21 protein-coding genes are annotated in these 22,946 nt (G+C 38.7%); 12 read left to right on the top strand and 9 right to left on the bottom strand.

Annotated features, from left to right (window positions below; genetic code table 11):
* The first annotated feature begins 630 nt into the window (after positions 1-630).
* A complete protein-coding gene (locus QC759_RS08015; RefSeq protein ID WP_276699533.1) occupies positions 631-1,323 on the top strand; it encodes a CPBP family intramembrane glutamic endopeptidase in 693 nt (230 codons plus the stop codon).
* A gap of 42 nt (positions 1,324-1,365) precedes the next feature.
* On the opposite strand, the gene QC759_RS12265 is transcribed toward QC759_RS08015, so the two are convergent.
* The 4 genes from QC759_RS12265 to QC759_RS07995 all read right to left on the bottom strand — a co-directional run bounded on the left by QC759_RS12265 (position 1,366) and on the right by QC759_RS07995 (position 5,420).
* Positions 1,366-1,626 carry a CPBP family intramembrane glutamic endopeptidase gene (locus tag QC759_RS12265; protein WP_371855504.1) on the bottom strand — a complete coding sequence of 87 codons (261 nt, stop codon included), beginning with the start codon at positions 1,624-1,626 and terminating at the stop codon, positions 1,366-1,368.
* Positions 1,508-2,284, bottom strand: coding sequence for a CPBP family intramembrane glutamic endopeptidase (locus QC759_RS08005; protein WP_144405521.1), 777 nt, complete (start codon positions 2,282-2,284; stop codon positions 1,508-1,510). Before QC759_RS08005 ends, QC759_RS12265 begins: the two co-directional genes overlap by 119 nt.
* Before the next feature lie 388 nt (positions 2,285-2,672).
* A complete protein-coding gene (locus tag QC759_RS08000) occupies positions 2,673-3,740 on the bottom strand; it encodes a CPBP family intramembrane glutamic endopeptidase (protein ID WP_048072153.1) in 1,068 nt (355 codons plus the stop codon).
* Positions 3,741-3,956: 216 nt separating this feature from the next.
* The gene (locus QC759_RS07995) at positions 3,957-5,420 is read right to left on the bottom strand and encodes a sensor histidine kinase (RefSeq protein WP_052659953.1); all 1,464 of its coding nucleotides are present in this window, start codon (positions 5,418-5,420) and stop codon (positions 3,957-3,959) included.
* 503 nt (positions 5,421-5,923) lie between these two features.
* Here QC759_RS07995 and QC759_RS07990 point away from each other — a divergent pair.
* Positions 5,924-7,588, top strand: a complete 1,665-nt coding sequence (locus QC759_RS07990; RefSeq protein WP_144405520.1) for a serine hydrolase — start codon at positions 5,924-5,926, stop codon at positions 7,586-7,588.
* Positions 7,589-7,661: 73 nt separating this feature from the next.
* Here the strand turns inward: QC759_RS07990 and QC759_RS07985 are convergent, their stop codons facing one another.
* The 3 genes from QC759_RS07985 to QC759_RS07975 form a co-directional block, all read right to left on the bottom strand.
* Entirely contained in the window at positions 7,662-10,067 is a 2,406-nt protein-coding gene (locus QC759_RS07985; RefSeq protein WP_276699531.1) for a DUF362 domain-containing protein, read from the bottom strand.
* A 254-nt stretch (positions 10,068-10,321) separates the two neighbouring features.
* The gene (locus QC759_RS07980) at positions 10,322-10,867 is read right to left on the bottom strand and encodes a PadR family transcriptional regulator (protein ID WP_048072151.1); all 546 of its coding nucleotides are present in this window, start codon (positions 10,865-10,867) and stop codon (positions 10,322-10,324) included.
* Between the two features lie 130 nt (positions 10,868-10,997).
* On the bottom strand, positions 10,998-11,237 hold the full coding sequence (locus QC759_RS07975) for an MTH865 family protein (RefSeq protein WP_048072150.1): 240 nt from the start codon (positions 11,235-11,237) through the stop codon (positions 10,998-11,000).
* A gap of 155 nt (positions 11,238-11,392) precedes the next feature.
* Here QC759_RS07975 and QC759_RS07970 point away from each other — a divergent pair, with 155 nt between their 5' ends.
* Entirely contained in the window at positions 11,393-12,145 is a 753-nt protein-coding gene (locus QC759_RS07970) for a winged helix-turn-helix domain-containing protein (protein ID WP_048072149.1), read from the top strand.
* A gap of 85 nt (positions 12,146-12,230) precedes the next feature.
* Here the strand turns inward: QC759_RS07970 and QC759_RS07965 are convergent, their stop codons facing one another.
* Complete coding sequence (locus tag QC759_RS07965; protein ID WP_048072148.1) at positions 12,231-13,913, bottom strand: SulP family inorganic anion transporter; 1,683 nt, start codon at positions 13,911-13,913, stop codon at positions 12,231-12,233.
* A 302-nt stretch (positions 13,914-14,215) separates the two neighbouring features.
* Between QC759_RS07965 and QC759_RS07960 the strand changes: the two genes are divergently transcribed.
* The 9 genes from QC759_RS07960 (at position 14,216) to pyrE (ending at position 21,793) form a co-directional block, all read left to right on the top strand.
* Entirely contained in the window at positions 14,216-14,500 is a 285-nt protein-coding gene (locus tag QC759_RS07960) for an ArsR/SmtB family transcription factor (protein ID WP_048072147.1), read from the top strand.
* Positions 14,501-14,512: 12 nt separating this feature from the next.
* Positions 14,513-14,815 carry a DUF8036 family membrane protein gene (locus QC759_RS07955; RefSeq protein WP_231553468.1) on the top strand — a complete coding sequence of 101 codons (303 nt, stop codon included), beginning with the start codon at positions 14,513-14,515 and terminating at the stop codon, positions 14,813-14,815.
* Positions 14,816-15,269: 454 nt separating this feature from the next.
* The gene (locus tag QC759_RS07950; RefSeq protein WP_243687493.1) at positions 15,270-15,986 is read left to right on the top strand and encodes a BPL-N domain-containing protein; all 717 of its coding nucleotides are present in this window, start codon (positions 15,270-15,272) and stop codon (positions 15,984-15,986) included.
* Between the two features lie 141 nt (positions 15,987-16,127).
* A complete protein-coding gene (locus tag QC759_RS07945; protein ID WP_048072145.1) occupies positions 16,128-18,137 on the top strand; it encodes a glycosyltransferase family 39 protein in 2,010 nt (669 codons plus the stop codon).
* 349 nt (positions 18,138-18,486) lie between these two features.
* The gene (locus tag QC759_RS07940) at positions 18,487-18,696 is read left to right on the top strand and encodes a symporter small accessory protein (protein WP_048072144.1); all 210 of its coding nucleotides are present in this window, start codon (positions 18,487-18,489) and stop codon (positions 18,694-18,696) included.
* A gap of 31 nt (positions 18,697-18,727) precedes the next feature.
* Positions 18,728-20,329, top strand: coding sequence for a sodium:solute symporter family protein (locus QC759_RS07935; RefSeq protein ID WP_048072143.1), 1,602 nt, complete (start codon positions 18,728-18,730; stop codon positions 20,327-20,329).
* 379 nt (positions 20,330-20,708) lie between these two features.
* Positions 20,709-20,972, top strand: a complete 264-nt coding sequence (locus QC759_RS07930) for a PRC-barrel domain-containing protein (protein WP_048072142.1) — start codon at positions 20,709-20,711, stop codon at positions 20,970-20,972.
* A gap of 130 nt (positions 20,973-21,102) precedes the next feature.
* Positions 21,103-21,270 carry an orotate phosphoribosyltransferase gene (locus tag QC759_RS07925; protein ID WP_081944539.1) on the top strand — a complete coding sequence of 56 codons (168 nt, stop codon included), beginning with the start codon at positions 21,103-21,105 and terminating at the stop codon, positions 21,268-21,270.
* On the top strand, positions 21,266-21,793 hold the full coding sequence (gene pyrE / locus QC759_RS07920; protein WP_276699676.1) for an orotate phosphoribosyltransferase: 528 nt from the start codon (positions 21,266-21,268) through the stop codon (positions 21,791-21,793). Before QC759_RS07925 ends, pyrE begins: the two co-directional genes overlap by 5 nt.
* A 111-nt stretch (positions 21,794-21,904) precedes the next feature.
* Here the strand turns inward: pyrE and QC759_RS07915 are convergent, their stop codons facing one another.
* Entirely contained in the window at positions 21,905-22,444 is a 540-nt protein-coding gene (locus tag QC759_RS07915) for a MogA/MoaB family molybdenum cofactor biosynthesis protein (RefSeq protein WP_048072140.1), read from the bottom strand.
* Between the last annotated feature and the right edge of the window lie 502 nt (positions 22,445-22,946).

Below are 22,946 nucleotides of genomic sequence, written 5' to 3'. Positions count from 1 at the left end.
ATTTAACCCCCAAGTTTTTGACAGAGCCGTGGAGTTAGCTTATTATAAACTTAAATATGTTAAAAATCAAACATTTAAAGCTTAACTTTTATTGTTAGATATTCTTTTCTATTTCTTTTAAATCGCAACTCCTATTTTGTTGATTCTGATAACAATTGATAGTTAGATGGAAATTTAACTAAAATGATAGATTCATTTATAATGGTGGTAAAAATGGGACGAGATTATAATCCGATATTGCATTAGTGGGGCCTTCCTGGCGTTTTTATCCATTACCAAGGGACGCATAGCACGGTATAAGAACAGTTTAACACCATAAAAAAGTGTTTAATTCTCTTAATTTTTTTTTTAAGATCTTGATGAGGAAACCTTTTTTTGCAAGTTAATGTGCACGTTTGTTCCATGTAAGGCAGATAACTACTTGATTCGAAGCGCTACTTAACTATACTGTCCAATAAAATAATAATCAATAATCCTAACCAATAAATATTAGTTAGTAATAAATAACAAAATATGACAGATAATGCGTCAATTTCAATGATTAAAAAGTCGATTGTTGTTTTTGTGCTACTCACTTTTGCCTTAAGCTCCATATCCTGGTTTTTATTAAATGGGGCCATTAAAAATATAATGCTTATGTGGACGCCGGGTATTGCCGCCCTGGTTACGGCATTCATATTTTTCAGGAGTGTCCGGGACTTTGGTTGGGGGCCAGGAAAAGTCAAATACCTGGCCATAGCTTTCCTCTTCCCTTTTTTGACTAATATCATTACTTATGGCATATTATGGTTGTTAGGCCTGGGAACCTATACTGGGGACTGGCACACCACCATTATTTTTTATACGGTAACTCCACTTTTCAGCATATTTTTAGGATTAGGTGAAGAAATCGGATGGAGAGGTTTCTTAGTACCTCAACTGGCTAAATTAACCACTTTTACCTGGGTGGCACTTATAAGTGGTATAATATGGGCCCTCTGGCATTTTCCCATGACCATAATGGGTTTATATGTAGCTGAAACACCATTATGGTGGTCTTTACCCATTTTTTTCATGGGAGTGATAACTTTTAGCTTCGTTTTAGCATGGTTGACCATGAAATCTGGTAGTTTATGGCCGGCAGTAATATTACACGGAATAGATAATTACGTCACTCAAAAAGTGTTCGCACCGTTAGCTGGTGGGGATATGATATCCTACTATGTAGGAGAGTCTGGAATAATCACTTTACTGGTGATGCTGGTGTTTGCCATTATATTCTGGATGTTGAGGGATAGATTACCTGATCTAAGGGTAAGTAAGACGGATAAACCTGCAGGATAATAGTTATTATCCTTTTCATTTATTTTTTTTAGATATTTTTTTTCAAGTACTAGGTTTTGGTATGTTCTCCTTTTTCCAGAGGTTGGATTTTAATAGTATTAGTGCAAATAGGGCCATGATTGCCATACCATAGATTCCAGGGCCAAATGAAAATACGGAGTCTAATGGTGTTGCTATGAACATGTTAGCTGCTGGTCCTCCTGCAACATCGGTAATTAGGTGCAATAATACTGCTATCCAGACGCTTCCAGTCTTTAATACAGCATAACTGAAAATAATTCCCATTATTATTGTACCGAATATCATTGCTATATTTCCGAGTACTGGTTGTCCAGGATAATTCATTCCTAGTATGATAGTCCACACTATGCCATACTCCCCATATTATTCCTAGTATTAAAACGCCTTTATATCCTCCAAAAAGGTAGAATAATCTGTCCTGGAGGTACACTCTCCATCCGAATTCTTCTCCAAAAAATGTAGGCCAAAACAATAGTCCATACATAATTGTAAGAGTTATAAAGGACATGAAGTATGTGGTCAGGTTAAATTCTTTTCCAGGAACTCCTAAACCAAAAACATAGTTAAGAATTAGACTTACAAAGAGCAGAACAAAATAGATCACGGGTATAATGATATAGAATTTAAGATTTTTTCCAATGAATAATTTGGCGGGTTTAAGTCCTTTTCTCCACTTCTTTTTCAAGTTTAATATTATTGCAGTAATCAGTCCCAAAATTGCAATAATAGAGGAAAGGAGAGGTAAGGTACCGCCTAAACTCCCCATAATGGGGCTTACATATCCTTCAAAGAAATATAATATTGTATAAACCAAAAAGAACGCGAAAATAATCTTGGTTTCCCGGGTTAAAGCTTTAGATTTAAAGATGAACATGCACATTATGGCCACTGTTGCCGGAATCAGCATATCTGTCCCTGAAACAGATTTTAAACCAAACATAAAAACAACAAATTGAAGAAGATAAGTCGCGGCAAAGGTAATAATTAAAAAAACCAAAAGTTCCTTCTTTAATTGTCCCCAATTTAAATTTTGATTAATAATATCGATCCCCCCTCGATAATATTAAATATTAATCTTTAAATAATCCCATATATCAATTTCTATACTTTCTTCTTTCAGGTATGATTTTTAAAGGACAATAAGTTCAAAATTTGGACTCAGTCCTGGTTGTCCACTTTCTGTTACATTATATCTTATTATAACGGCGTTCATAAAGTTAACAGAAAGTTAAAAATTCTGGAAAAATTAAACTACTGGCACTTTGTCTGCTGGTGCTGGCCGGGTTATGAGTTCTAAAATCATTTCCTGATTAATAAGGGCAAATCACTCATTCCAAGTTTTCACTACTCTTCCAGACTCGGGACCTTAATAAAATAACTGCCAACACAGCTAGTAGTGTAAAACCATAAATTCCAGTACCGAATGAGAATACGGGATTAAATGGTGTGGCAATATAATACTGGGCTACGGGATAAATTGTATCAAGAATCAGATGCAGTAAAACTGCTATCCAGATACTTCCGGTTTTTAAAACCGTGTAACTGAAAATAATACCCATTATAACGGTGGAAATGATCATCAGAACAGTTCCCAGTACGGGTTGTCCCGGGAAATTGAGTCCCACCAGAATCAGGGGGGCATGCCACAGGCCCCAGATGACTCCCAGCAGTAAAACTCCTTTGTAACCCCCTAATAATGGCAATAACCTGTCCTGGAGGTACACTCTCCACCCATACTCTTCACCAAAGTAATTTGGCCATAATACCAGGAAGGAAAGGATAAGACTGGGTAATAAAGTGCTAAAGAAAAGGTAAAGGTTAAATTCTTTACTGGGAAGGCCCAATCCCAGAAGATAATTTAAAATGAAACTGAAAAAGGTTATTAATATGAGGATTAGGGGTATAATCAGATAATTTTTTAAATTTCTTCCCCAGAAGAGTTTTGCCGGTTCCAGGTCGTCCCTCCATTTTTTTTTCAAGTTCAAGATGATTACCGTTAAAATTCCGGTAAAGGCAACAATCATGGAAACCAGTGGTATTTTCACAGAAGTCGGTTGTAAGGCAACCATAGGCATTCCCACGGTTCCTAAAATTGGTTTAACATAACTTTCAAAGCAGAATAGAATAACGTAAATCAGGAAGAATGCGAATACAATCTTTGTTTCCCTGGTGAGGGATGGTGATTGGAAGTAGAACATACAGAATAGGGCAGCACTGGCCGGTATCAGCATACAAACCTGAAGTGACGTGTACCACAGTGTGGATGGTGAACGGGATATGGGGCCTGAAATGAAATAAATAACAAATGTAATCAATATAGTTGCGGTAAACGTAATAATCAAGAATAATAACAATTCTTTTTTTAGTTTTTGTTTGTCCATAACTTCTGTAGTCATAGAATCTCCTATTCATCTATATTACTGGTAATTATGATTTATTATTATGTTTTTGAATAAATAGTAATTAAGATCTTAATGGCAGTGAGGAAAACTTACTAGGAAAAGTAGCTGCAATTGGAGATATGATGAAAATACACGTTAATTCAACACTTGATCCTCTATTATTTCATTTGAAACAATTTACTGTTTTACCAGATAAAATAGTAATTCTGTCTAGGTGTATTGTTCTTTAAAGGTAATTGTAAATTTAGTTCCGTTATCTCTGTTTAATTCTATTTTCCCATTGATTTGGGTGGTTAGATTATTCACCAACTGTAAACCTAGTGTGGATGTATTCCTAAAGTCAACATCATCTGGGAATCCAACACCAGTATCCTCCACTACCAGCACGAATTCATCACCCTTTTTATGGAAGCCTATATTGATCTCACCCTCAGCTTTCCCTGCCAATCCGTGTTTCATGGAATTAGTAACCAGTTCATTGACAATAAGGCCAAGAGGCACGGTGGTGTTAATGTCCACCATTAAATTTTCCACATTTATATTCAGTTTAACCCGACTGAAGTCGGTGATGCAGCTGTGGAACAGATCATTAGACAGAGTCTGAATATAATCCCCAAAGTCTATCCGTTTAAGGTCAGGGGATTGATAAAGACGTTCGTGTATGAGTGCCATTGAACGAGCCCGGTTTTGACTTTCCCTGAAAATATCCAGGGCTTCTTCATCTTTAATGTACTGGGATTGGAGGTTTAAAAGACTGGATATTACCATGAGATTATTCTTAACCCGGTGGTGTATTTCTTTTATAAGAACTTCTTTTTCGGTTAATGATTTTTTAAGTTTTTCTTCAACTTTTGTACGTTCAGTGACATCCTGAACTGTTCCGTAAACATGGACATTACTTTTTTTGGTGGGAAGAGTTACTCTGATCACAATGGCTACGTGCCTGATTTTTCCATCATTGCGGACCACTCTATGATGTATCTCCTTGCCAAAGATTAATCTACGCTCCTGTAAGGCTGATTCTATCAGTTCCCCTATTGGTCGAGCATCATCTGGATGTACATATTTCTGTAAATAGGCATCCAATGTAATTCGATAACCACCTTCCTTTTCAGCAGTGGTACCTAAAATGGAGTAGAATCTATCATTTAAGGTAAAAGTTTTATCTGATATATTGAATTCCCAGTTGGCCAACTTTGCCAGGTCCATGGCGTTTTCAAGTTGGATTTGGCTTAGCTTTAATGCGTTTTCAGCTTCTTGTCGTTCAGTTATGTCGATACAGAACACGTTAATACCTATTATTTTTTTATCAGACTGGATAGGGTTGTATACGTTTTCCCAGTAATTACGGCTGAGACTTTCTTTCCCGTATTCTTCAATGATTATGAAGTTTTCACCAGATAGCGCCCTGTCGAAGTTCTCTTTAGCTTTTTCACGGTCTTCAGGGTAGGAGATGTAGTCCATTATGCTTTTACCAATCTCAATATCAGCCCCCCAAATATTTTTCATGGTCTGACTGTGTGTCTGGTTGAAGAAGATATATTGGTAGTTTTGGTCCAGCGAAAAGGCGATTATATTCTCTGGACCTTCAAAAATAGAATTAAGAATAGCACTGGAATGTTTTTCGTCGATTTCAGTTTTTTCAACCTTATTATCGTCTTTAATTTCAATCACTCCTGATAAATAAGATTTTTTTTATTAATTTTTTCCCGTTAATCTCCCTAGTAATTTATTCTCCAGGTTTAAAATTAATTTCCAGGGTCTAAACAGATAATACTCAAGTTATTTTATTAATTTTCATAAATAAAACAATTTGCATGGTATAAAAAAATTCAGGTTTCAATGATTTAAAAAGTTCTAATGATTAAAATATAAGACCTTATGGGATTATAAGACACTTGTTTTATCATGGACTGGGATAATTAATGATTTAAATGGATTGTCTTAATTGATTAAATATTCATCTTGCCTTTTCATTCCAAGCTCAATATTCCGGTTGAAAATACATTTTATAATAATTCTTCCTCTATAATTTTTATTCCAATAAGAAACGGCAATGCCTTGCGTTATAGGTTTAATACCTTCGGTTTAAGTTTAGAGTTACTTTTTTAAACTCCTATTTTAATATATATATGGTTAATTACTAACAATCATATAGTTATTAGGGGGGTTAGTTGGTGGATAATAAAGTTTTGTCGGGAATAGTTCTGGGTTTTTTGATTGTGGTAGTTGCCGGTGCTTTTTTAGTTTTCAATCCTTTAAAATCAGATAATTCGCCAGCTAATGGTATGGTTGGTTCGGTTAACCAAACTGAAAACAATACTAATTCCCCTAATTATATCTTTTCTCCGACAACATCATTATCTCTCATTCCCTTCTCCGGGGCTTATAGTCCATCTTCATCATCGGTGAATCCTTCACCTGGTCCGGAACCTTCTCCGGATCCGATGGAACATATAATTAGCTTATTTGATCAGTACATCAATGCCAATTACAACCAATCATTGATACCGGGCATGGCGGTAGTGATTGTTCAAAATGATAAAATACTGTACATGAACTGTTTAGGAGTTAAAGATTTAGAATCAAAGGAACCAGTGGATGAAAATACCCTATTTGGAATTTGTTCCATCACTAAACAGTTTGCAGCAACAAATATTGCTCAATTAGTGGATAAAGGGTTAATGAACTGGAAGGATCCTATAACTGATTACTATTCCTACCCGGATGAATTCCAGTTATACAGTGACGAAGCTACTGAACAAATAACCATCCATGATTGCCTGATCCATCGTAGTGGATTGGGGCCTGAAAGTGGAAATGATTTCCCCACCTATTTTAATGACTCGTATGATGTGGCCCTTTATAAACTCCGTTACCTAGAGAATACCACCCAATTCCGTTCAACGTATATGTATAACAGTATGGTTTATGCCTTGCCCGGTTACTGTGCTGCCAGGGTGGCTAATACTGAATGGAAAGACTTAATAAAAGAGGATCTCCTGGATCCCCTGGGAATGACCACGGCCACCACCAGCTACTATGATTTCATTAGCTCCAGTAATCATGTAACTCCCTACAAACTCCTTAAAAACGGAACCATGAAAGCGTATGATATTATTCCCGACCCCATAGGGCCTTCTGGTAGTATGGCGGTGTCCATAAATGAAATGGTTAACTGGTTAAAATTCCAAATTGCCGACACTGGTGAATATAATGGCGTGCAAATCGTTTCTAAAGAGGAATTAGATGGAACACGCACCGGGAAAATATACACTAGCAATAAAAACACTTCAATGTACGGGTATGGTTGGGCAATTTCCAATGGCACAATATTCCATGATGGAGATAGTGATGCATTTTTCAGCCAGGTTACCATCTACAATTCAAAAGATATAGGCATAGTTATACTAAGCAATGGAGGAAAATATGCCGAAGGTTTTAAAGTCAGCTTAAATGCTAAATTCAGGGAGTTACTAAACGGCAATGAAAATTATGATCCCTGGATTTCCAAGAAAAGTTCAATTGATGCCACCTGGAAGTCTGATCTTCCGGATACATACGTACCCAATCCACAACCTCTAAGTGCCTATACTGGTGAATATTCCAGTAATATATTTGGCCTGATAAACATAACTACGGATAGTAACACTTTAATTTGTCATTATGGGAATAATGGCCAAGCTTTTGATTTAAAACATTGGAGCAATACCACATTTGAAGATCCAACAAATAACCATTATTTCAATTTCACAGATTTCCACGATGGCTCAGCTCACCAGGTAAACGTAACCTTCACTTTCCCACCGGAAAATGGAACCTTTAACCGCACCGATACTTAATTTTTTAAAAATTATTAATCTTTTAAAAATTAAAAATAAATGGGGGATAAAAGTGTCCCCTTTGTTCTTTTTTTTACCATTTCTCTTTTCCGTGGTTAAATTCGGCAGTTAAAATCTTCTCCGGATCACTGGTCTCTTCTACATTGGGTATGTTCAGATTTTCCAGAGTTCCGTAGCCCGATGGCACGTAGAAGGTAAAACTCAGGGGATCTGCCCCGGCGGCCAGTGCTAAAAAGTAGCTGTGCAGGGCCTGGGGATCGGATTTCATCTGATCAACACTACCGGTGTATTTACCATTATTTTCGGTTTTATCTGCATAACAGAATGCTAACCCATAAAGGGAGTTAATACTCACCTGTTCTGGTGAGGGTGCGCCGTACAGCATACTGGAGTACATGGCCCATTTTGCAAACTCCCAGCTGGGCCAACGGCCCTGTCCCCATTCCATTCCTGATACAAATGGATCTGGATTCATGGTTTCATTTTTGGACATCTCATAGGCATGGTTGGCAATACTCATCAAGGTGATCTCCCGGGCAAAGTCATGGCCGTCAGGATTCCATTTTTTATTGCTATGTTTACCTGTATTTACTGCGTTATAGAAATTCCCCTTGAGCATTCCGTAGTTTCCGCTTAACTGGATATCCAGTGCATCGGACATTATTAAAAATAGATGAGTGTCGAATCCCTTGGTTCCGGTTTCATCGTAATCAATTACCCCATCACCATTTTCATCAAATCCCTCCATGAAATCCTGGTAAATGGAGGAGCCAGTTAACTTATCATGGGCTTCAGCATAGCTTAAAAGAGTCTTCTGCATATCCCAGAGCATGCAGCTGGGATTATAATACATGTTGCCGGTTATCAGTTCAATGAATCTGGTTTTTTCAATTCTACCCAGATGGCCGTCCAGAGATGCTAAGGGGGTGCCAGTGACACTATCCCAACCAGTAACATAGTAATGTTGTTGCCCCATTCCCCTTTTTTCCCCGTAACTGTACAGATTATACCTGAAAAGAGGAGAGTCCAGTCCTTCAATGGTCACAATGTTTTTTCCTTCAATGGTGGCCACCGGGACCTGGTGAACGAATTCTGTATTCCAGTTGTTCTTCTCTTTAAGTTCCATCCCCTGGGACATGGGAATGGTTTTGAAACAGTAATTGGCGCATAACTGGTCCAGGGCAACACAGTCCAGGGAGGACCAGATATACCCTTCAGGGATTCTAACGGCAATTCCTTCGGGGTTATGGTTGAGGTTGATCATGTCAATAGAATCCGAAATATGCACCATGAAAACACCCTCCTCCTGCACCGCCCGGATAACATCGGCCTGAGTTCCGGGCATTCCACGGGTTTTGGTTAAAATGTATTCCCCCTTCTCATCTTTCTTAGGTAAACTGGTTTTTTCATCAATCTCCACCACCCAGGGCATGTGGGGTAGTTTACCCTTGTAACTGGGAGTATCTGAGGAGGGCATGGCATATTTCCAGGATTTATTTTCAGGATCAGTACTGGAAGGACACTGGGTGGGATAAAGACCTATGCCCAGATTTTTAATGGCATTAGTAAGGAGGTCCTGGGCGTGAATTTTCATTTTGGGAACGTTAATCAGGACACACCCTGGATAAAATGTAAGATCTTCGGCATTTTCCGGATCGCCCCCAATGATTAATTTGTGAAGGGTGATTTCTGAGTAGTTGGCTCCTTCGGGAACCGGTACGGTACGGCCACGAGTGGGATCTTTGAGTTTATTTAAGTCGTAGATCATCAGCCTGTTTCCAGCTTTCCCTGGTGGGAAATAGTTCCCGACCACACTATCCTCATATCCATTCAGGGGATCATCAGTGTGGGATGCAGGATGGTGTTCTTTTAGGTACTGGCGCACGAAGTAGAATCCCCAACCCCCATAGAAGTCTCCGGATCTTCCTTCAAATATAGCCTCAGAGGTGATGGTTCTTCCAGCATATTGACTACCTATTGTAGCCATTAAAAGAGAAGAAGTGGAAGCTTCACCTAAGGCCATCTGGTGATAATCAATGTCAAGTTCATCGTGGAACCAGCGCATCAAAGCAGCTATTACTGACCAATCAGTACAGATGGGCGCGCCCAGACCTTCACCATGGGTAATATGGTCAATTACTTGGGGGCCTACCAGGTTAGGTTTGAAAAGTAGTTTTTTTCCTGATTGGACCTCTGACTTAACCGTTTGAATAAAATCTGTCTCTTTATCCAGGGAAACCAGGGAATAATCAACATGTTGGTAAATATAATCGATCCTTTTTACAATGGATTGCCAGGCTTCAACATCTCCGTCATCAATAACTTTCTTTAACAGTTGGGGAATATGGGCGTAGGCTTGTGCAGCATCCATCTTTGCTCCGCAAACTGCTGACCCTTGGGAATCAGTTTTTTTATTTCCAATCTCCGCGTCTACCCTATCACCCTTAGTATAACTTCCAGTTTTCTCTAAATTATTCATACCTTTCTCTCCCATTTTCATTTTTAGGATTTCAACTATATGGGCAAAGAATAGGTTCACGGTATTAGTCGTTTTTTGGCTAGAAGAAGCTAGGATTTCACTAGTGGTATGGAATTGGTTTTTTACTAGGCTATTTTCACCCATTTGAGCTGCATAGGCCCATTTAATATTTTGTTATAGAGGCTGTGTAATTAATTATTCCTTTAGGTTAATACTTATTATGTTTTGACTAGACTCCTGACCAAAATCAGTGATTATTTCCCCTTGACCTGGATTTTATCCATGAACTTAATTACCCAATCTTTCTCAGCCTTCAAAATACTTAAGTTTCTACTGTAGATAGCTATGAAGTTGTAGGGCACGTTGTTTTCTTCCTGTATCTTAAGGGAATAGCTTAAAACATGAATACGTTCTTCAATAGACTTTAAATAAAGTTTTAGACTTTGAATAATTTCTTCCTGGTTTAAGGAAGTCATGTTTGCCAGTCCCAGGTCAAAAGAATAGATTATAGTTCCTTTTTCAGATAAAATAGCTTTAATTTGCCTTTTAAATGTGGATTTGCCCTTTTCAGTTATGTGGTAAACTTTTTCAGGTCCTTTTTTCCCTTCATTCCTATATTGGTGTCGGATCAATCCCTCCTTTTCCAGGCTTTTAAGGATGGGGGGTAGGGTGGAATAATCCACATCTGCCCAGTTATCCATTCTCCTTTTTTCCATTATTTCCCTGATCCGGTAGGCGTAATGATGATGCTCGTAGAGAAGACCCAGTACAGCTGTCTCCTGGTTGGAAATTTCTGTCATGAGTGATATTATGATCTTCAAGGTTAATACAATAAGGGGAAATTCCTGTAAACCAGGGTTAGGTGTTTAGGGGGTGGATTGAATAAAAGTAGGATTGTTAATGGATATAAATTAAAAAAAGGTAAGGGTTTTATAACCCTGTTCTTTCTACTATAACGTCGGCAACATCTTTAGCTGACTTAAATGGAAAATCATCTGGGGTTAAAACTCCTCCGGCGTCGCCAGCTTTAAGTTCAACATCTCCTGATTTACAAGTAGTTTCTGCTCCATCTGGAAATGCGGATAAGAGTTCCTCAGGCGTGGCCAGGGGAAAACTTGCTCCAGCCAGGGCTCCTACTATTTGTGCGTGTATTTCTTCTTTTACTCCCATTTTATCATCTCCGTGTAATTACACTTATAACTATAGTTAATTAGAAATATATACTAAACCGTCATTAAAATGTACTAACGTTTCTTCTACACAAATCTGACCCTAAAGGTTAAAAGAGAAACTTTTATCCGGATCCCTTCCCCATAATATAAACTATGGAACGTGTGAATAACCTGAAAGATTCAACAAACTACGATACTCCTGCCAAGTTAGAGGCCATACACCGTGATATAAAACGTTTGATGGAAAGAACCAATCAAGAATATCTGGATTTGATGATGGCCAATTTAAGAAAAGATTTTATAGACTCAATTACCGTCTACTTATCTGATGATATTGAAAAGGGTCTGGAACAGGGGATGGTGGATCCCTGCCCTATGAGGGACACCTGTAAATCAGTCTTCACTGCTTATTTGGAGGAAAACTCCAAGAACATCCAGCAGGGACATATTTCAGGGGGGACCATAGCTCAAAAAAGGGATGAATTAAATCAAATAAGGGGAAAAGTCTCCGGTGATAACTGCGATACATGTTTTCAGGAAGTTAACTCCCTCTTTGAAAAGCAACTAAACATTATGGACTCCTTACAAATATACAGTTTTAATGATGAAACAAAGACTGAAATAGCGGTTATTGATGAAGAAAAAATCGTTAAAAATGTATTGGAGCCGTTATCCAACCGGCAGAGACTGCAAATAATGAAATACATGGCCTCACAAACCCGTAGCTTTTCCACTCTTTCCGAGTTCACCGGACTTCGCGGTGGTAATCTCTTGTTTCACCTCCAGAAGCTCCTGGAAAACGATCTAATCATGCAAAGACACGAAAGAGGAGATTATATGATTACCAAAAAGGGATTCAATCTTCTATTGTTGCTTGCTAATTTTCAAAAATCTACTGAAGATTGATGAATTGGCTTAGCTTGACCAAAAACCCCCGAATATAAATACCAAATAACAACTAGCTTAATCTTTAAATCCAATCAAATTCAACTCATTCCTTAATATTTTCCTTTTCCCAAAGCTCAATACAATCTTCTATGGTTAGGGAAACAAGTCCTTCTACAATTTCTTCTTCCAGTTTCGTTTTCTGGATGGAGTCCCTTAGGGGACCGTAAATATTAGCTGCTTTAATTTCAATTCCCCTCAACTTCAATTCATCATAGAGATCCTCTAACATCTCTGCACTGGAGTGATCAATGAAGGATGTTGCCTCAAAATCCAAGATTAATAGTTTAGTATCTTTATAATCATTTTCAATTAGTTCTAAAATTTTATTCTTTATGTCCTCAGTATTCAGAAATATTTGAGATCCATCCACCCGAACTATAAGCACTTCGGGAATCATCTCTGCTTCCGGACGCCTCCTGATATCCAAAAACTGATCTTTGCCGGGCATTTTTCCTAAAACCGCAATATGGGGATTGTACATTTTATTAATCAGCCCTACCACCGATAATATCACTCCAATAACAATACCTTCCAGTGCCCCGAAGAAGAGCACAAATAACAGAGTTACCAGGGCAATGATGAATTCAATTTTACTGAAGTGGTATATACTTCTGAAGTGGGGAATATCCACCAGATTCTTGATTACAAAGAGTACAATTGCCGCCAGTATGGCTTGGGGCAAGTTGGTGAAGATACCGGTAAAAAATACCAGAACCAGCATGATAACTAATCCGGAGACAATACTGGCCAGTTGGCTTTTGGCTCCACTTTCATCATTCACCGCAGTACGGGATAAGGAACCAGCTACGGGTAAACCCTGAAAAATACCCACTGCTATATTGGACATGCCTAAAGCCAGGAGTTCCTGATTTTTATCAATTTTGTACCTGTTTTTAGCAGCATATTCCGTGGCGAACAGATACCCCTCCATGAAACTTATCAAAAATACGGTGGCTGCCAGAGTAACTAAAATATTTACATCCAAAAGTGCAGGATCGGGAATTATAAGAGATGGTAATCCCTGAGGGATGTGCCCTACCACGTCCACTCCCAGAGATGTTAAATTGGCTACAGTAACCAGTACTATTGATCCTAAAACCAGAAACAGAGTGTTGGGAAGTTTGGGGAATTTTTTACTGGCTAAATATAAAAACAGGATTCCACCCATACCCAAAATGAGAGTAGGGAAATTAGTCTGGTGGATGTGCATCACCAGAAAGTACAAACGTTCAAAAAAGTTACCAGTTCCCCCAGCTATACCAAACAGTTTAGGCAGTTGTCCTGATATTATGAATAATGATATACCTGCTAGAAAACCGGTTAAAACAGGTTTAGATATGAATTTAACTATGAATCCTAATCTCAAGCCCCAGGCTAGCAGTGCCAGGACTCCAGATATAACTGCCACCAGAGAGGCTATAAGTGCATACTGGTTTGCATTAGGAATCATCAAAGCCCCTAGAGTGGATCCCACCAGTATGGAAAGGGTGGAAAGAGGCCCCACAGATAACTGACGTGAAGTTCCAAAGATGGCGTAAACCAGCAAGGCCACCATTGCTGAATATAATCCCACCTCGGGAGGTAAATTAGCCAGTGAAACAAATGCTATGGATTCTGGAATTACAAAGGCACCGACCGTAATTCCGGCAATAATATCTGGGCGTAACCAGTCCCGATTATATTCCTGAGCCCATTTAGTTATGGGCAAAAACCTGGAAATCCTCATAAATTTCAATCCATGAAAATTCCATCATTTACATATAAAATTTTGATCATTTCCAGTATTTTTTAGAAAATGGACTTAATTAAGTATAAATCCTTTGATTATAAAACCTATGGTGTTAAACACTAATTGAATTTATTCCCCCTGAAAATAATTTTTTATTCCATGAAAATGATAAACCTGTTTAACGAGTAGTTTCCAGAGATTTATCTATTCATTAAAACAATCTATTCCTAAGACAAAGTGAGGGATGTTATTGTCAGCGGGATCTTAAAATTGAGCATGTAAATAATATAGTGATTAATATGGAAGGTTTACTCTGGTGGCTGGTGGCAGGGACTCGTGGGGGGATAAACCGAGCCAGAATAATTGATGAATTAAATTCACGACCTTATAATGCGAATCAACTTGCTAAATGCCTTAAATTGGATTATAAAACTGTTAAACATCATCTGAACGTGCTTATAAAAAATAATATAGTAACGGCCTGTGGTGAAGGCCATTACGGAACAGTTTACATGCTTTCTGCTACCATGGAAAAGAATTATGATTCATTCAAAAAAATCTGGAAGGAATCGGAAAAAGAATAGGTGGGATCGGGAATGGATTGGATAATGATATTTAGATATCTTGGTGTGGCAATTGCTCTGGCAAACATATCAATAATAGTAATTTTACTTTCTATTTACTGGAAAAACTACCGGAAATGGAAATCAGAATATACCATTGGACTCCTGATATTTGGGTTTTTCCTGTTAATCCAGAATCTGCTTTCCATGGGATTTCTGGCACCCCCTCCACCACCTGGACCTTCGGGAGGAGTGGGTGATGGTTATTCCCTGATGCTGATCAATATATGTCAGCTGATCTCCCTCAGCGCACTCTTAAAAATAAGCTGGAAATAGATTTTAAGTTTAAACCGTTAATTTGTAGCTAACCTTTTGATCTATTTCACCATTTTTAATAAATCTTTTTTTGAAACTGGAAATTATTCGAATTTTATCACTCACTTAACAGAATTTCATCCTTAAATAGGATTCTTTCTCCCGTCCCATTTAATTAAGATTTTTCACATCCCTAAATAGATTTTTTTTTAATTTAAACCGGATTTTTTTAAACTCATCTCTTGAGAATTGGGTGTGAATTGGGTGTGAATGGTATAGAACTGGTAAAACATGGCGAATTATGGGAAAATTTACTTTTATTTGGTAATTTTAGATAAATAACCAAGATAGTGGCATAAATCATGCCGGAGGTTATTTAATTAAAGGAATCATAATAAAAGGCATTTTTATAAGTAAAACCAGACTACTGGTTTCAGTTTCACTAACCCTACTCCTGTTGTCGGCTGTCACCCTGGTGGTAGGACTACCGGGGGATTCGGAAAAAATAGCGGTTAACACCACTAATAAAGTTTCTGTGGTTAAAGTTTTGATATTTGATGGTGAAGGTTCCATGGAAGAGAGTGTTGCCGGTATAGAAGCCTGCCTGGATGAAAGTAACACGGAAAATCTTTCCAGTGGGAGTTACTTTGATTATGATACTGCCAGTACCATTAACTCCAACACCCTGTCAGGATATGATATTCTGATAATGCCAGGAGGAAACTCGGCAACTTACATTTCCAGTACCAGTATTAATGAAGATGCCATTAAACAATTCGTAAGCGAAGGAAATGGATACTTAGGTATATGTGCTGGTGCTTATGCCGGATCAAACAGTGTGGATGGACTTTACTCAGGATGGGGTCTTGCTTCCCATGTAAACACGGTTAACGTGGTTTACGATGGTTTGGTTTCAGTTTCACCCACATCTTCCGGGAGCACCCTGCTGGATTCATCCAAAACAAGTCTCCATCACCAGAACGGTCCGGTTATGTACACCACCAGTTCCAGTGCAATTTCCTTTGCCACTTACACTGATAATGGAACTGGTTACCAAGGATATTCAGCAATTACCGGAGAAAATTACGGTTCTGGCCGGGTGATCTTAAGTGGTTCCCACCCCGAACTCGATCCCCAAGACACACCCCTACTGGTCCAGATGATATTATGGGCCACTAATCAATCAGGATAACCATTTCATTGGTTATAATAGGGCTCCAAACATTCTTGGCATATTAAAACGCTTCATCGCTTAATTTGGAGCCCTAAAAACTCATCACGATGACTATTTAAATTTAAACACTATTTCCCAATTTAAAAAAAGGAGAATATTATGGACATTGCAAACTCTAAGGTTAAAATCCCTACAAAAATTAACCTCATTGAATTTCTTAAAAGGAAATACTGGCTAATCCTATTGATAACCATCTTCGTATTCTCCTTTGCCCTTGATCTATTCATTCTAACACGTTACTCTTTATCCTATGGTATCGATGGTGCCTTTTACGATATCCAGGTCCTCAATATACTGCAACAGGGGGTTCCCCTGAGTAACGACCCTCCACTGGCATATTATTTACTCACGCCCTTCGTGCTCATATCTGGAAACTCATTTTTAGGAATTAAAATAGGCATGGCCTTTATAGGGTCGCTACTTGCTTTTCCTGCATATTTTATTACAGAAAGCTATGTTAGGAAAAAGAATGGAAAAATTCTTGGTTCCAAGGTACCTGCACTCTTAAGTGCATTTCTGATAACGGTGAATGTAAATTATTTCTCCCTAATTACCAACTTCATGCAGAATCTGGTGGGGATTCTATTTCTTTCCCTATTCCTTTATTTTGCCATTAAATGGTTTGAAAATATTCAGGATTGGAAGAAATATGGGATTATCACTGTCCTCCTGTTGGGTGCAAATCTTTTAACTCACATTTATACCGGAGCCCTGGCGGTGGCTCTGTTTTTTGCACTATTAATTTTCAGTATTCTCTTGAAGACCTATAAAACACGTGAATTACCTCATTTTGATCTGAAAATTTTAGGATTATTCACGGTTCTGGTCGGGGCCTGTTTTGTTGCCCTATTCTTTGTATATCCGGTCATGTACACTAAATACGGGACTGTTTTATCATTTCTTAACTTTTCATCCACCACTACCAGTGCAGGGGGAGTTAGTAACCCGGTTAATGGCCTGATTTTCTGCAGTTTGCCCTATTTAATGGGAGTTGTTGCTTCCCTTATCATATTCTATCGGGGTTTAAAGGGAAAAATACCAAGTACATCTACCTCTGCACTCAAAATCAATCCTAACACGCTTTTAGCAGGGAGTTATCTTTCTTTAGCAGCAGCTCTAGTAATATTGGTGGTCATACCTGCCTCAGATTATCAGTCCCGATTCCTGTTAATTGCTTTTTTACCCATTGGGTTACTGGTTCCCCTGGGACTTAAATTCATAGAAACAGAATTTTTAGCCAGATACCCGGAGAAAAAACTTCCCACCCTTCTTTTAGTGGCGGGGATTGCCCTGATATTCGCTTTTTCCAGTTTTTGCACTGCTTCACAATCATTTAATAGTTTAGGCCCCACCATAACTAACGAGCAGTACAATGAGCTGGTGGAGCTTAAGGCCAGTTATTTTAATACAACTAACGGAAGTACTATCATTTTAGCTTCGGATATGCAGACCAAATATTGGATTGAGTATGTTTTAGGTGATGACGCCAATATTACGGTTGTGGAAAACATTAATGGAGTTCAGGGAAATTACAAAAACAGCACAGTTTATTCTGTAAATTCAGCGAACAATCAAACATCTGCCGGGCAGGGCACCAAGGCATTTTCCACTAATTCAACGTTAAATCCAGGAAATTCAACGGTGGATCACAGTAATTCCGCCAATAATCCTCCTACTACAAGATCAAACTCGTTCAATAATGTTGGAAATGGTATGGACAGCCATTATGAGTTAAGCTTACTCTTACCATACGGACCTTCCTTTTTGCCAAATTCCTGGGACCAGATATCAGTGAATACCGGAGGATCTTCAAACTCCAATCCACTTAACCGGAATGATCACCATCTGGGGAATAACAGTACCGGTGTGCCGGGGGGAAATCTGACTTCCTTTGCTGGTGGCCCGGGTAATATGCCCCCGGATAATAACACCTTCAGCAACAACATGCAACAACAAGGGGGTACGGGTGATGGTTTTAATCAGACTCAAGGAGTTATGGGAAATAAAATAGGCTCTGGTGCTGGTAATCAGTCATTGGAGATTGCAGAGTCCGGAACCACAGTCTACAGTGGAAGATACTTCCAATTAATCAGACTAGATGTGATCTAAAATTGTATAATACCGGGGGGAGGGTAATCTGAATTAGTCGAAGTATTTTTTTAGATCCTTCGTTTTTTCTAACTATCTTTTTTCTAACTATCTTTTATTCGGGGATTAAAAGGGAAATATCCTCCTAAAAGATGTAAAAATATAACTTATCGTGAGAATATGAAGATTTGGCTAAGAATAATCCCCCTACGGGATGTTTATTATTTGAGTAAAGGAACTATGCACTCCTGTTTAATCATTTTAAAAAGAATTCTGTGTTTGGTTAGGGGGATAATGGCCAAAAATATTAAAAGTATCATTAATTATAATGATAAATAATTGGAATTAACATTGTTAAGGAGGTGAGAAATTGGTTTTGGGGATAAATGACCCCTGGATATGGGGTGCCTATATTGGATGCATTCTAGTGACTCTTTTATGTGTAGTTTACGGAATTTTGAATTGGAATAAAGGCGGCGAAGATGAAGAATTACAGGTAAAAGAAGAAGTGGAATGGCACGAGAAAGAAAAGGAAATGGAAGAAAAAGAACTGGGCCTTTGGGACGAATACGATGAATAGGGGCCTAATGAAAATATAGGTTGTGGATTAAATGAATGATTTGCTGATATTAAGTATTGTTGTTATAATATACTTATTATTAACAGGTTACGTAGGTTACGTGGCCTGGAGGCGAACCAAAACTGCCGATGACTACATGGTGGCAGGAAGGGAAACCCATCCATTTGTAATGGCCTTGAGTTATGGGGCTACCTTCATCAGCACCGCGGCAATTGTCGGTTTTGGGGGGACAGCCGGAGTTTATGGAATGGGACTGTTATGGCTCACATTCTTGAACATACTGGTAGGTATTTTTATTGCTTTTGTATTCTTTGGAAAACGCACCCGGAAAATGGGGCACAATTTAGGAGCCCTTACCTTCCCTGAATTTTTATCTAAACGTTTTGATAGTAGATTTATACAGTATTTCAGTGGACTAGTCATATTTTTTGGAATGACACTGTACGCATCGGTGGTTCTGATTGGTATGGCCCGGTTTGCAGAAACAACACTCAGTATCGATTATAACATTGCTCTCGTTGTACTGGCAGTAATTGTGGCCCTGTACGTTATCTTCGGAGGAATAAGGGGTGTGATGTACACTGATGCTCTGCAGGGTACCATAATGTTTGTGGGGATGTTCATCCTTCTGGTGGCCACCTACTGGATGCTGGGTGGAGTCACCGATGCCAACCAGGCTCTCACCAATCTGGTGAATGTGGTGCCAGCCAAGGCCACGGCAGCGGCTACTGCCACAGGATTCACGGGGTGGACGTCCATGCCTGCCCTGGGAAGCCCCTTCTGGTGGACATTGGTCAGTACACTGATCTTGGGAGTGGGCATAGGAGTTTTGTCACAGCCACAGCTCGTGGTCCGGTTCATGACTGTCAAATCCAACCGGGAACTTAACCGGGCAGTTTTAATTGGTGGAATTTTCATCCTCCTGATGACTGGAACTGCTTTCATTGTGGGGGCCTTATCCAACGTGTATTTCTTCGAAACCGCTGGAAAACTGGCCATGCAGGTTGTTAATGGTAATGCAGATTCAATTATACCAGCATTTATCACTGCAGCCATGCCATTATGGTTTGCCTATCTATTTATGATCACCCTGTTATCGGCGGCCATGTCCACCCTCAGTGCCCAGATTCACACCCAGGGAACTGCTCTGGGAAGGGATATCTATGAGACCCTGACCAACAAAGCAGGAGGATATGCTTCGGTATACATTGCCCGGCTGGGAATTGCCATTGCTATGGTTATTGCGGTTATTATGGGCTTCATTCTACCCACCAACATAATAGCGGTGGGAACTTCCATGTGGTTCTCCATTACTGCCGCGGCATTCCTTTCCATGTATGTATTTGCCCTTTTCTGGAAGGGCTGTACCAAGGCCGGTGCCATATCGGGACTGGTGGTGGGAACACTCATCAGCTTATTCTGGCTGGTATTTGAATACAAAAAATCCGCTGAAGCTTTGGGTATAGCTAAGGCACTCACTGGAAAGGCAGTACTCACTACTGCTCTTCCCTGGCCAACTGTGGACCCCATAGTGATCGCACTACCAATTGCCCTGGTGGTAACAGTGGTGGTGAGCCTTCTAACCCGGAAACTCAGCAAGGAACACATGGACAAATGCTTTGAGGGAGTTTAGAATATCTCCCTATTTTTCCATTTCTTTTTTATTCCCCATTTTTCTTTTATTATAAAATCAACTTAATCTGAAATGTAAAATACTGTAGGGTTGGTTTTTTCATTTAAACATAATGTAGAACATACGAAAACGGCCCTAATTTAATATCATTTAGCAATTTATACTCTGCTGGAATAAATATTATTTAAAAAGGTATTGGAATTAATTTAATCCTGCTAAACGTTATTTATCAGGATATCTGGCTTTTTACGCCCTTAAATCCTACAGTGAAATTATAAGTATAACCTGGAACTTAAAATATATGAATAAAACTTTGATCTTAAATAATTGAGGGTGGTAAAAAAGGTACTACCCTTCCTATGTTACCGAGGTGATTACCATGAGGATCGTTGAAGAAATTGTTGGAAAAGAGGTTTTAGACAGTTCAGCTGTGGTTATTGGAAAAGTTAAAGATGTGGAAGTGAATTTCGAAACCAATCAAATCTTATCCTTTGTAGTAAGCAAAGGAGGCATATCTGAAGGTTTAGGGCTGTCTAAAGGAGAGACAATTGTTCCTTATGATATGGTGAGTAAAATCGGGGATAAAATACTTCTCAAAAGTAGGGAAGGAGAAACCACCTACGAAACAGCCTACGATTTTTAATTAATATTCAGGGTATCAATATTTTAAGTATATTGGGGTACTAACTTAATTTTACCCTTTATTTTTTGTCCCCGGACTTAAATAAGATTTTATAGCTTCAACCAACCATTGTTGGGGAGGGTGATGTTTTTTGGAAGTTAGAGGATTGTGCAGTATCTGCGGTCAACCCGGCAAAATGTACACCTGTTCTCTCTGTGGGAACTTGGTCTGCGAAAAATGTTTTCAGCAGGATAGAGGAGTTTGCCAGCGATGTCAGAGGGGAACAAGATTCAAAAATAGGAATGATTTAATTGATTAAACAGGAAAAAAACCAATTAATAAGTCTGTTAAATGATAACAACGTAATTAAATTCGGTAAATTCACTCTTTCCTCCGGTAGGGAGAGTGACTATTATGTGGATATGAAAAAAGCCATCACCGACCCCCAGATCCTTTACCAGGTGTCCAAGATCATCTCCCAACTCATCAGTGATGATGATATTGACCGGGTGGCGGGACCTGCCCTGGGAGCGGTTCCCATAGCAACGGCAGTGGCCCTGCACGCGGGTATACCTATGCTCATGATTCGCAAGGCACAGAAGGATTATGGAACCTCTCAATTAATAGAAGGAGAGTTGAAAACAGGGGATAAAGTAATTGTGGTAGAAGATGTTACCACCACCGGCCATTCTCTTTTAAAAGCAGTCAGGGCAGTTCAAGACAATGGAGGAGTGGTGGAAAGAACATTTGTAGTGGTTGATCGAGAAGAAGGAGCAGTGGAAGAGTTAAAAAAACAGGGGATAACTTTAGAACCACTGGTCTCCATTAGTGAAGTAAGATAAACATTTAATCTAATATTACACTTTATTTCTTCCTTTATTTTTCCTTATCCTTTCGTATTTTCCTTATTTTCTTTCATTTATCATTGCTTTTTTATAACCAATTTCACTCTATTACTGTTTCATATGTTTGACCAGATGTCCCAGTTCTGGTTTAATTATTTTCATCCCGAGCTGCACCGCATTTGGTGATCCGGGTAAGGCTACCAGGAGGGTTTCTTTCCACACTCCTGCTGTTGCCCGGGTCATTATGGCACCGGTTCCCAACTCTTTATAGGTTTCGTAACGGAAAATTTCTCCAAAACCATTTAATTCTTTGTCAAATAGGGGCTTAATTGTTTCAATAGTAATATCTCTTTTCCCAATTCCAGTACCACCAGTGCTGATGATGATCTGGGCACCGACTTTCCGGATTTTCTCTATGGTTTCTAAAAGGAGGTCGGCATCATCAGGTATGATCTGATAAGCTACTATTTCATGTTGATCCGCCAGAGATTCTTTAATGATCTGGCCAGATAGATCTTCCGTACTGGAAACAAAATTTTCATCTTCCTGGTGGGATGAAACAGATTTTGAGTCACTTAACGTGATTATTCCCACCTTAACCTGTAAAGGGCTGTGTTTTTTATGTTCGGTCATGGTTTTACTTTGCATAGTCCCACTTCCTACGCCGTGGATAAACTAAATTAGTACAGTTTAATATTATATGAAAGTTACTGGTATTGAATTTATATAGGAGAGATTTAATCAATGGAATATTAAACGGTGAGGATTAAATAAAATATATGCCTATAAAAATAAATGCACATAAATCATTACCCCTAACGAATTAAAATTGCATTACTGGCGTTAAAAAGTATTATTGGAGTATTAACTAAGGAGGATTTGGTGTTAGTAAACCAGTAATCTCTAAAATTTTATAGGAATATAATTCAATAATATTGCTAAAAAACGTTTTAAAATAAGTTTATTTCCATATTAATCCAAGGGAGAGAATTAGGTCCAAATCGGAGGCGGTTTTTCGCAGGCGAAAAATTGTGAAAGGAGTCTAATGTCACTCTCCCTCGATCAATTGATCTATTGTTTTACTAACATAAAAACATTTCTCACGGGTGGAGGGTAACGTATAAAAAAGCTTTAAATCCTTTTATTATTA

The organism is Methanobacterium formicicum, from assembly GCF_029848115.1.
GTDB lineage: Archaea > Methanobacteriota > Methanobacteria > Methanobacteriales > Methanobacteriaceae > Methanobacterium > Methanobacterium formicicum.
This window is presented reverse-complemented; position numbering and strand designations above follow the sequence as displayed.

Excerpts from the sequence above, each read along its gene's own strand:
- QC759_RS08015 (WP_276699533.1), top strand. The coding sequence starts at position 631 with ATGCTTATGTGGACGCCGGGTATTGCCGCCCTGGTTACGGCATTCATA.
- QC759_RS08005 (WP_144405521.1), bottom strand. The coding sequence starts at position 2,284 with ATGTTTGGTTTAAAATCTGTTTCAGGGACAGATATGCTGATTCCGGCA.
- QC759_RS08000 (WP_048072153.1), bottom strand. The coding sequence starts at position 3,740 with ATGACTACAGAAGTTATGGACAAACAAAAACTAAAAAAAGAATTGTTA.
- QC759_RS07985 (WP_276699531.1), bottom strand. The coding sequence starts at position 10,067 with ATGAATAATTTAGAGAAAACTGGAAGTTATACTAAGGGTGATAGGGTA.
- QC759_RS07980 (WP_048072151.1), bottom strand. The coding sequence starts at position 10,867 with ATGACAGAAATTTCCAACCAGGAGACAGCTGTACTGGGTCTTCTCTAC.
- QC759_RS07975 (WP_048072150.1), bottom strand. The coding sequence starts at position 11,237 with ATGGGAGTAAAAGAAGAAATACACGCACAAATAGTAGGAGCCCTGGCT.
- QC759_RS07970 (WP_048072149.1), top strand. The coding sequence starts at position 11,393 with ATGGAACGTGTGAATAACCTGAAAGATTCAACAAACTACGATACTCCT.
- QC759_RS07965 (WP_048072148.1), bottom strand. The coding sequence starts at position 13,913 with ATGAGGATTTCCAGGTTTTTGCCCATAACTAAATGGGCTCAGGAATAT.
- QC759_RS07960 (WP_048072147.1), top strand. The coding sequence starts at position 14,216 with ATGGAAGGTTTACTCTGGTGGCTGGTGGCAGGGACTCGTGGGGGGATA.
- QC759_RS07955 (WP_231553468.1), top strand. The coding sequence starts at position 14,513 with ATGGATTGGATAATGATATTTAGATATCTTGGTGTGGCAATTGCTCTG.
- QC759_RS07945 (WP_048072145.1), top strand. The coding sequence starts at position 16,128 with ATGGACATTGCAAACTCTAAGGTTAAAATCCCTACAAAAATTAACCTC.
- QC759_RS07935 (WP_048072143.1), top strand. The coding sequence starts at position 18,728 with ATGAATGATTTGCTGATATTAAGTATTGTTGTTATAATATACTTATTA.
- QC759_RS07930 (WP_048072142.1), top strand. The coding sequence starts at position 20,709 with ATGAGGATCGTTGAAGAAATTGTTGGAAAAGAGGTTTTAGACAGTTCA.
- QC759_RS07915 (WP_048072140.1), bottom strand. The coding sequence starts at position 22,444 with ATGCAAAGTAAAACCATGACCGAACATAAAAAACACAGCCCTTTACAG.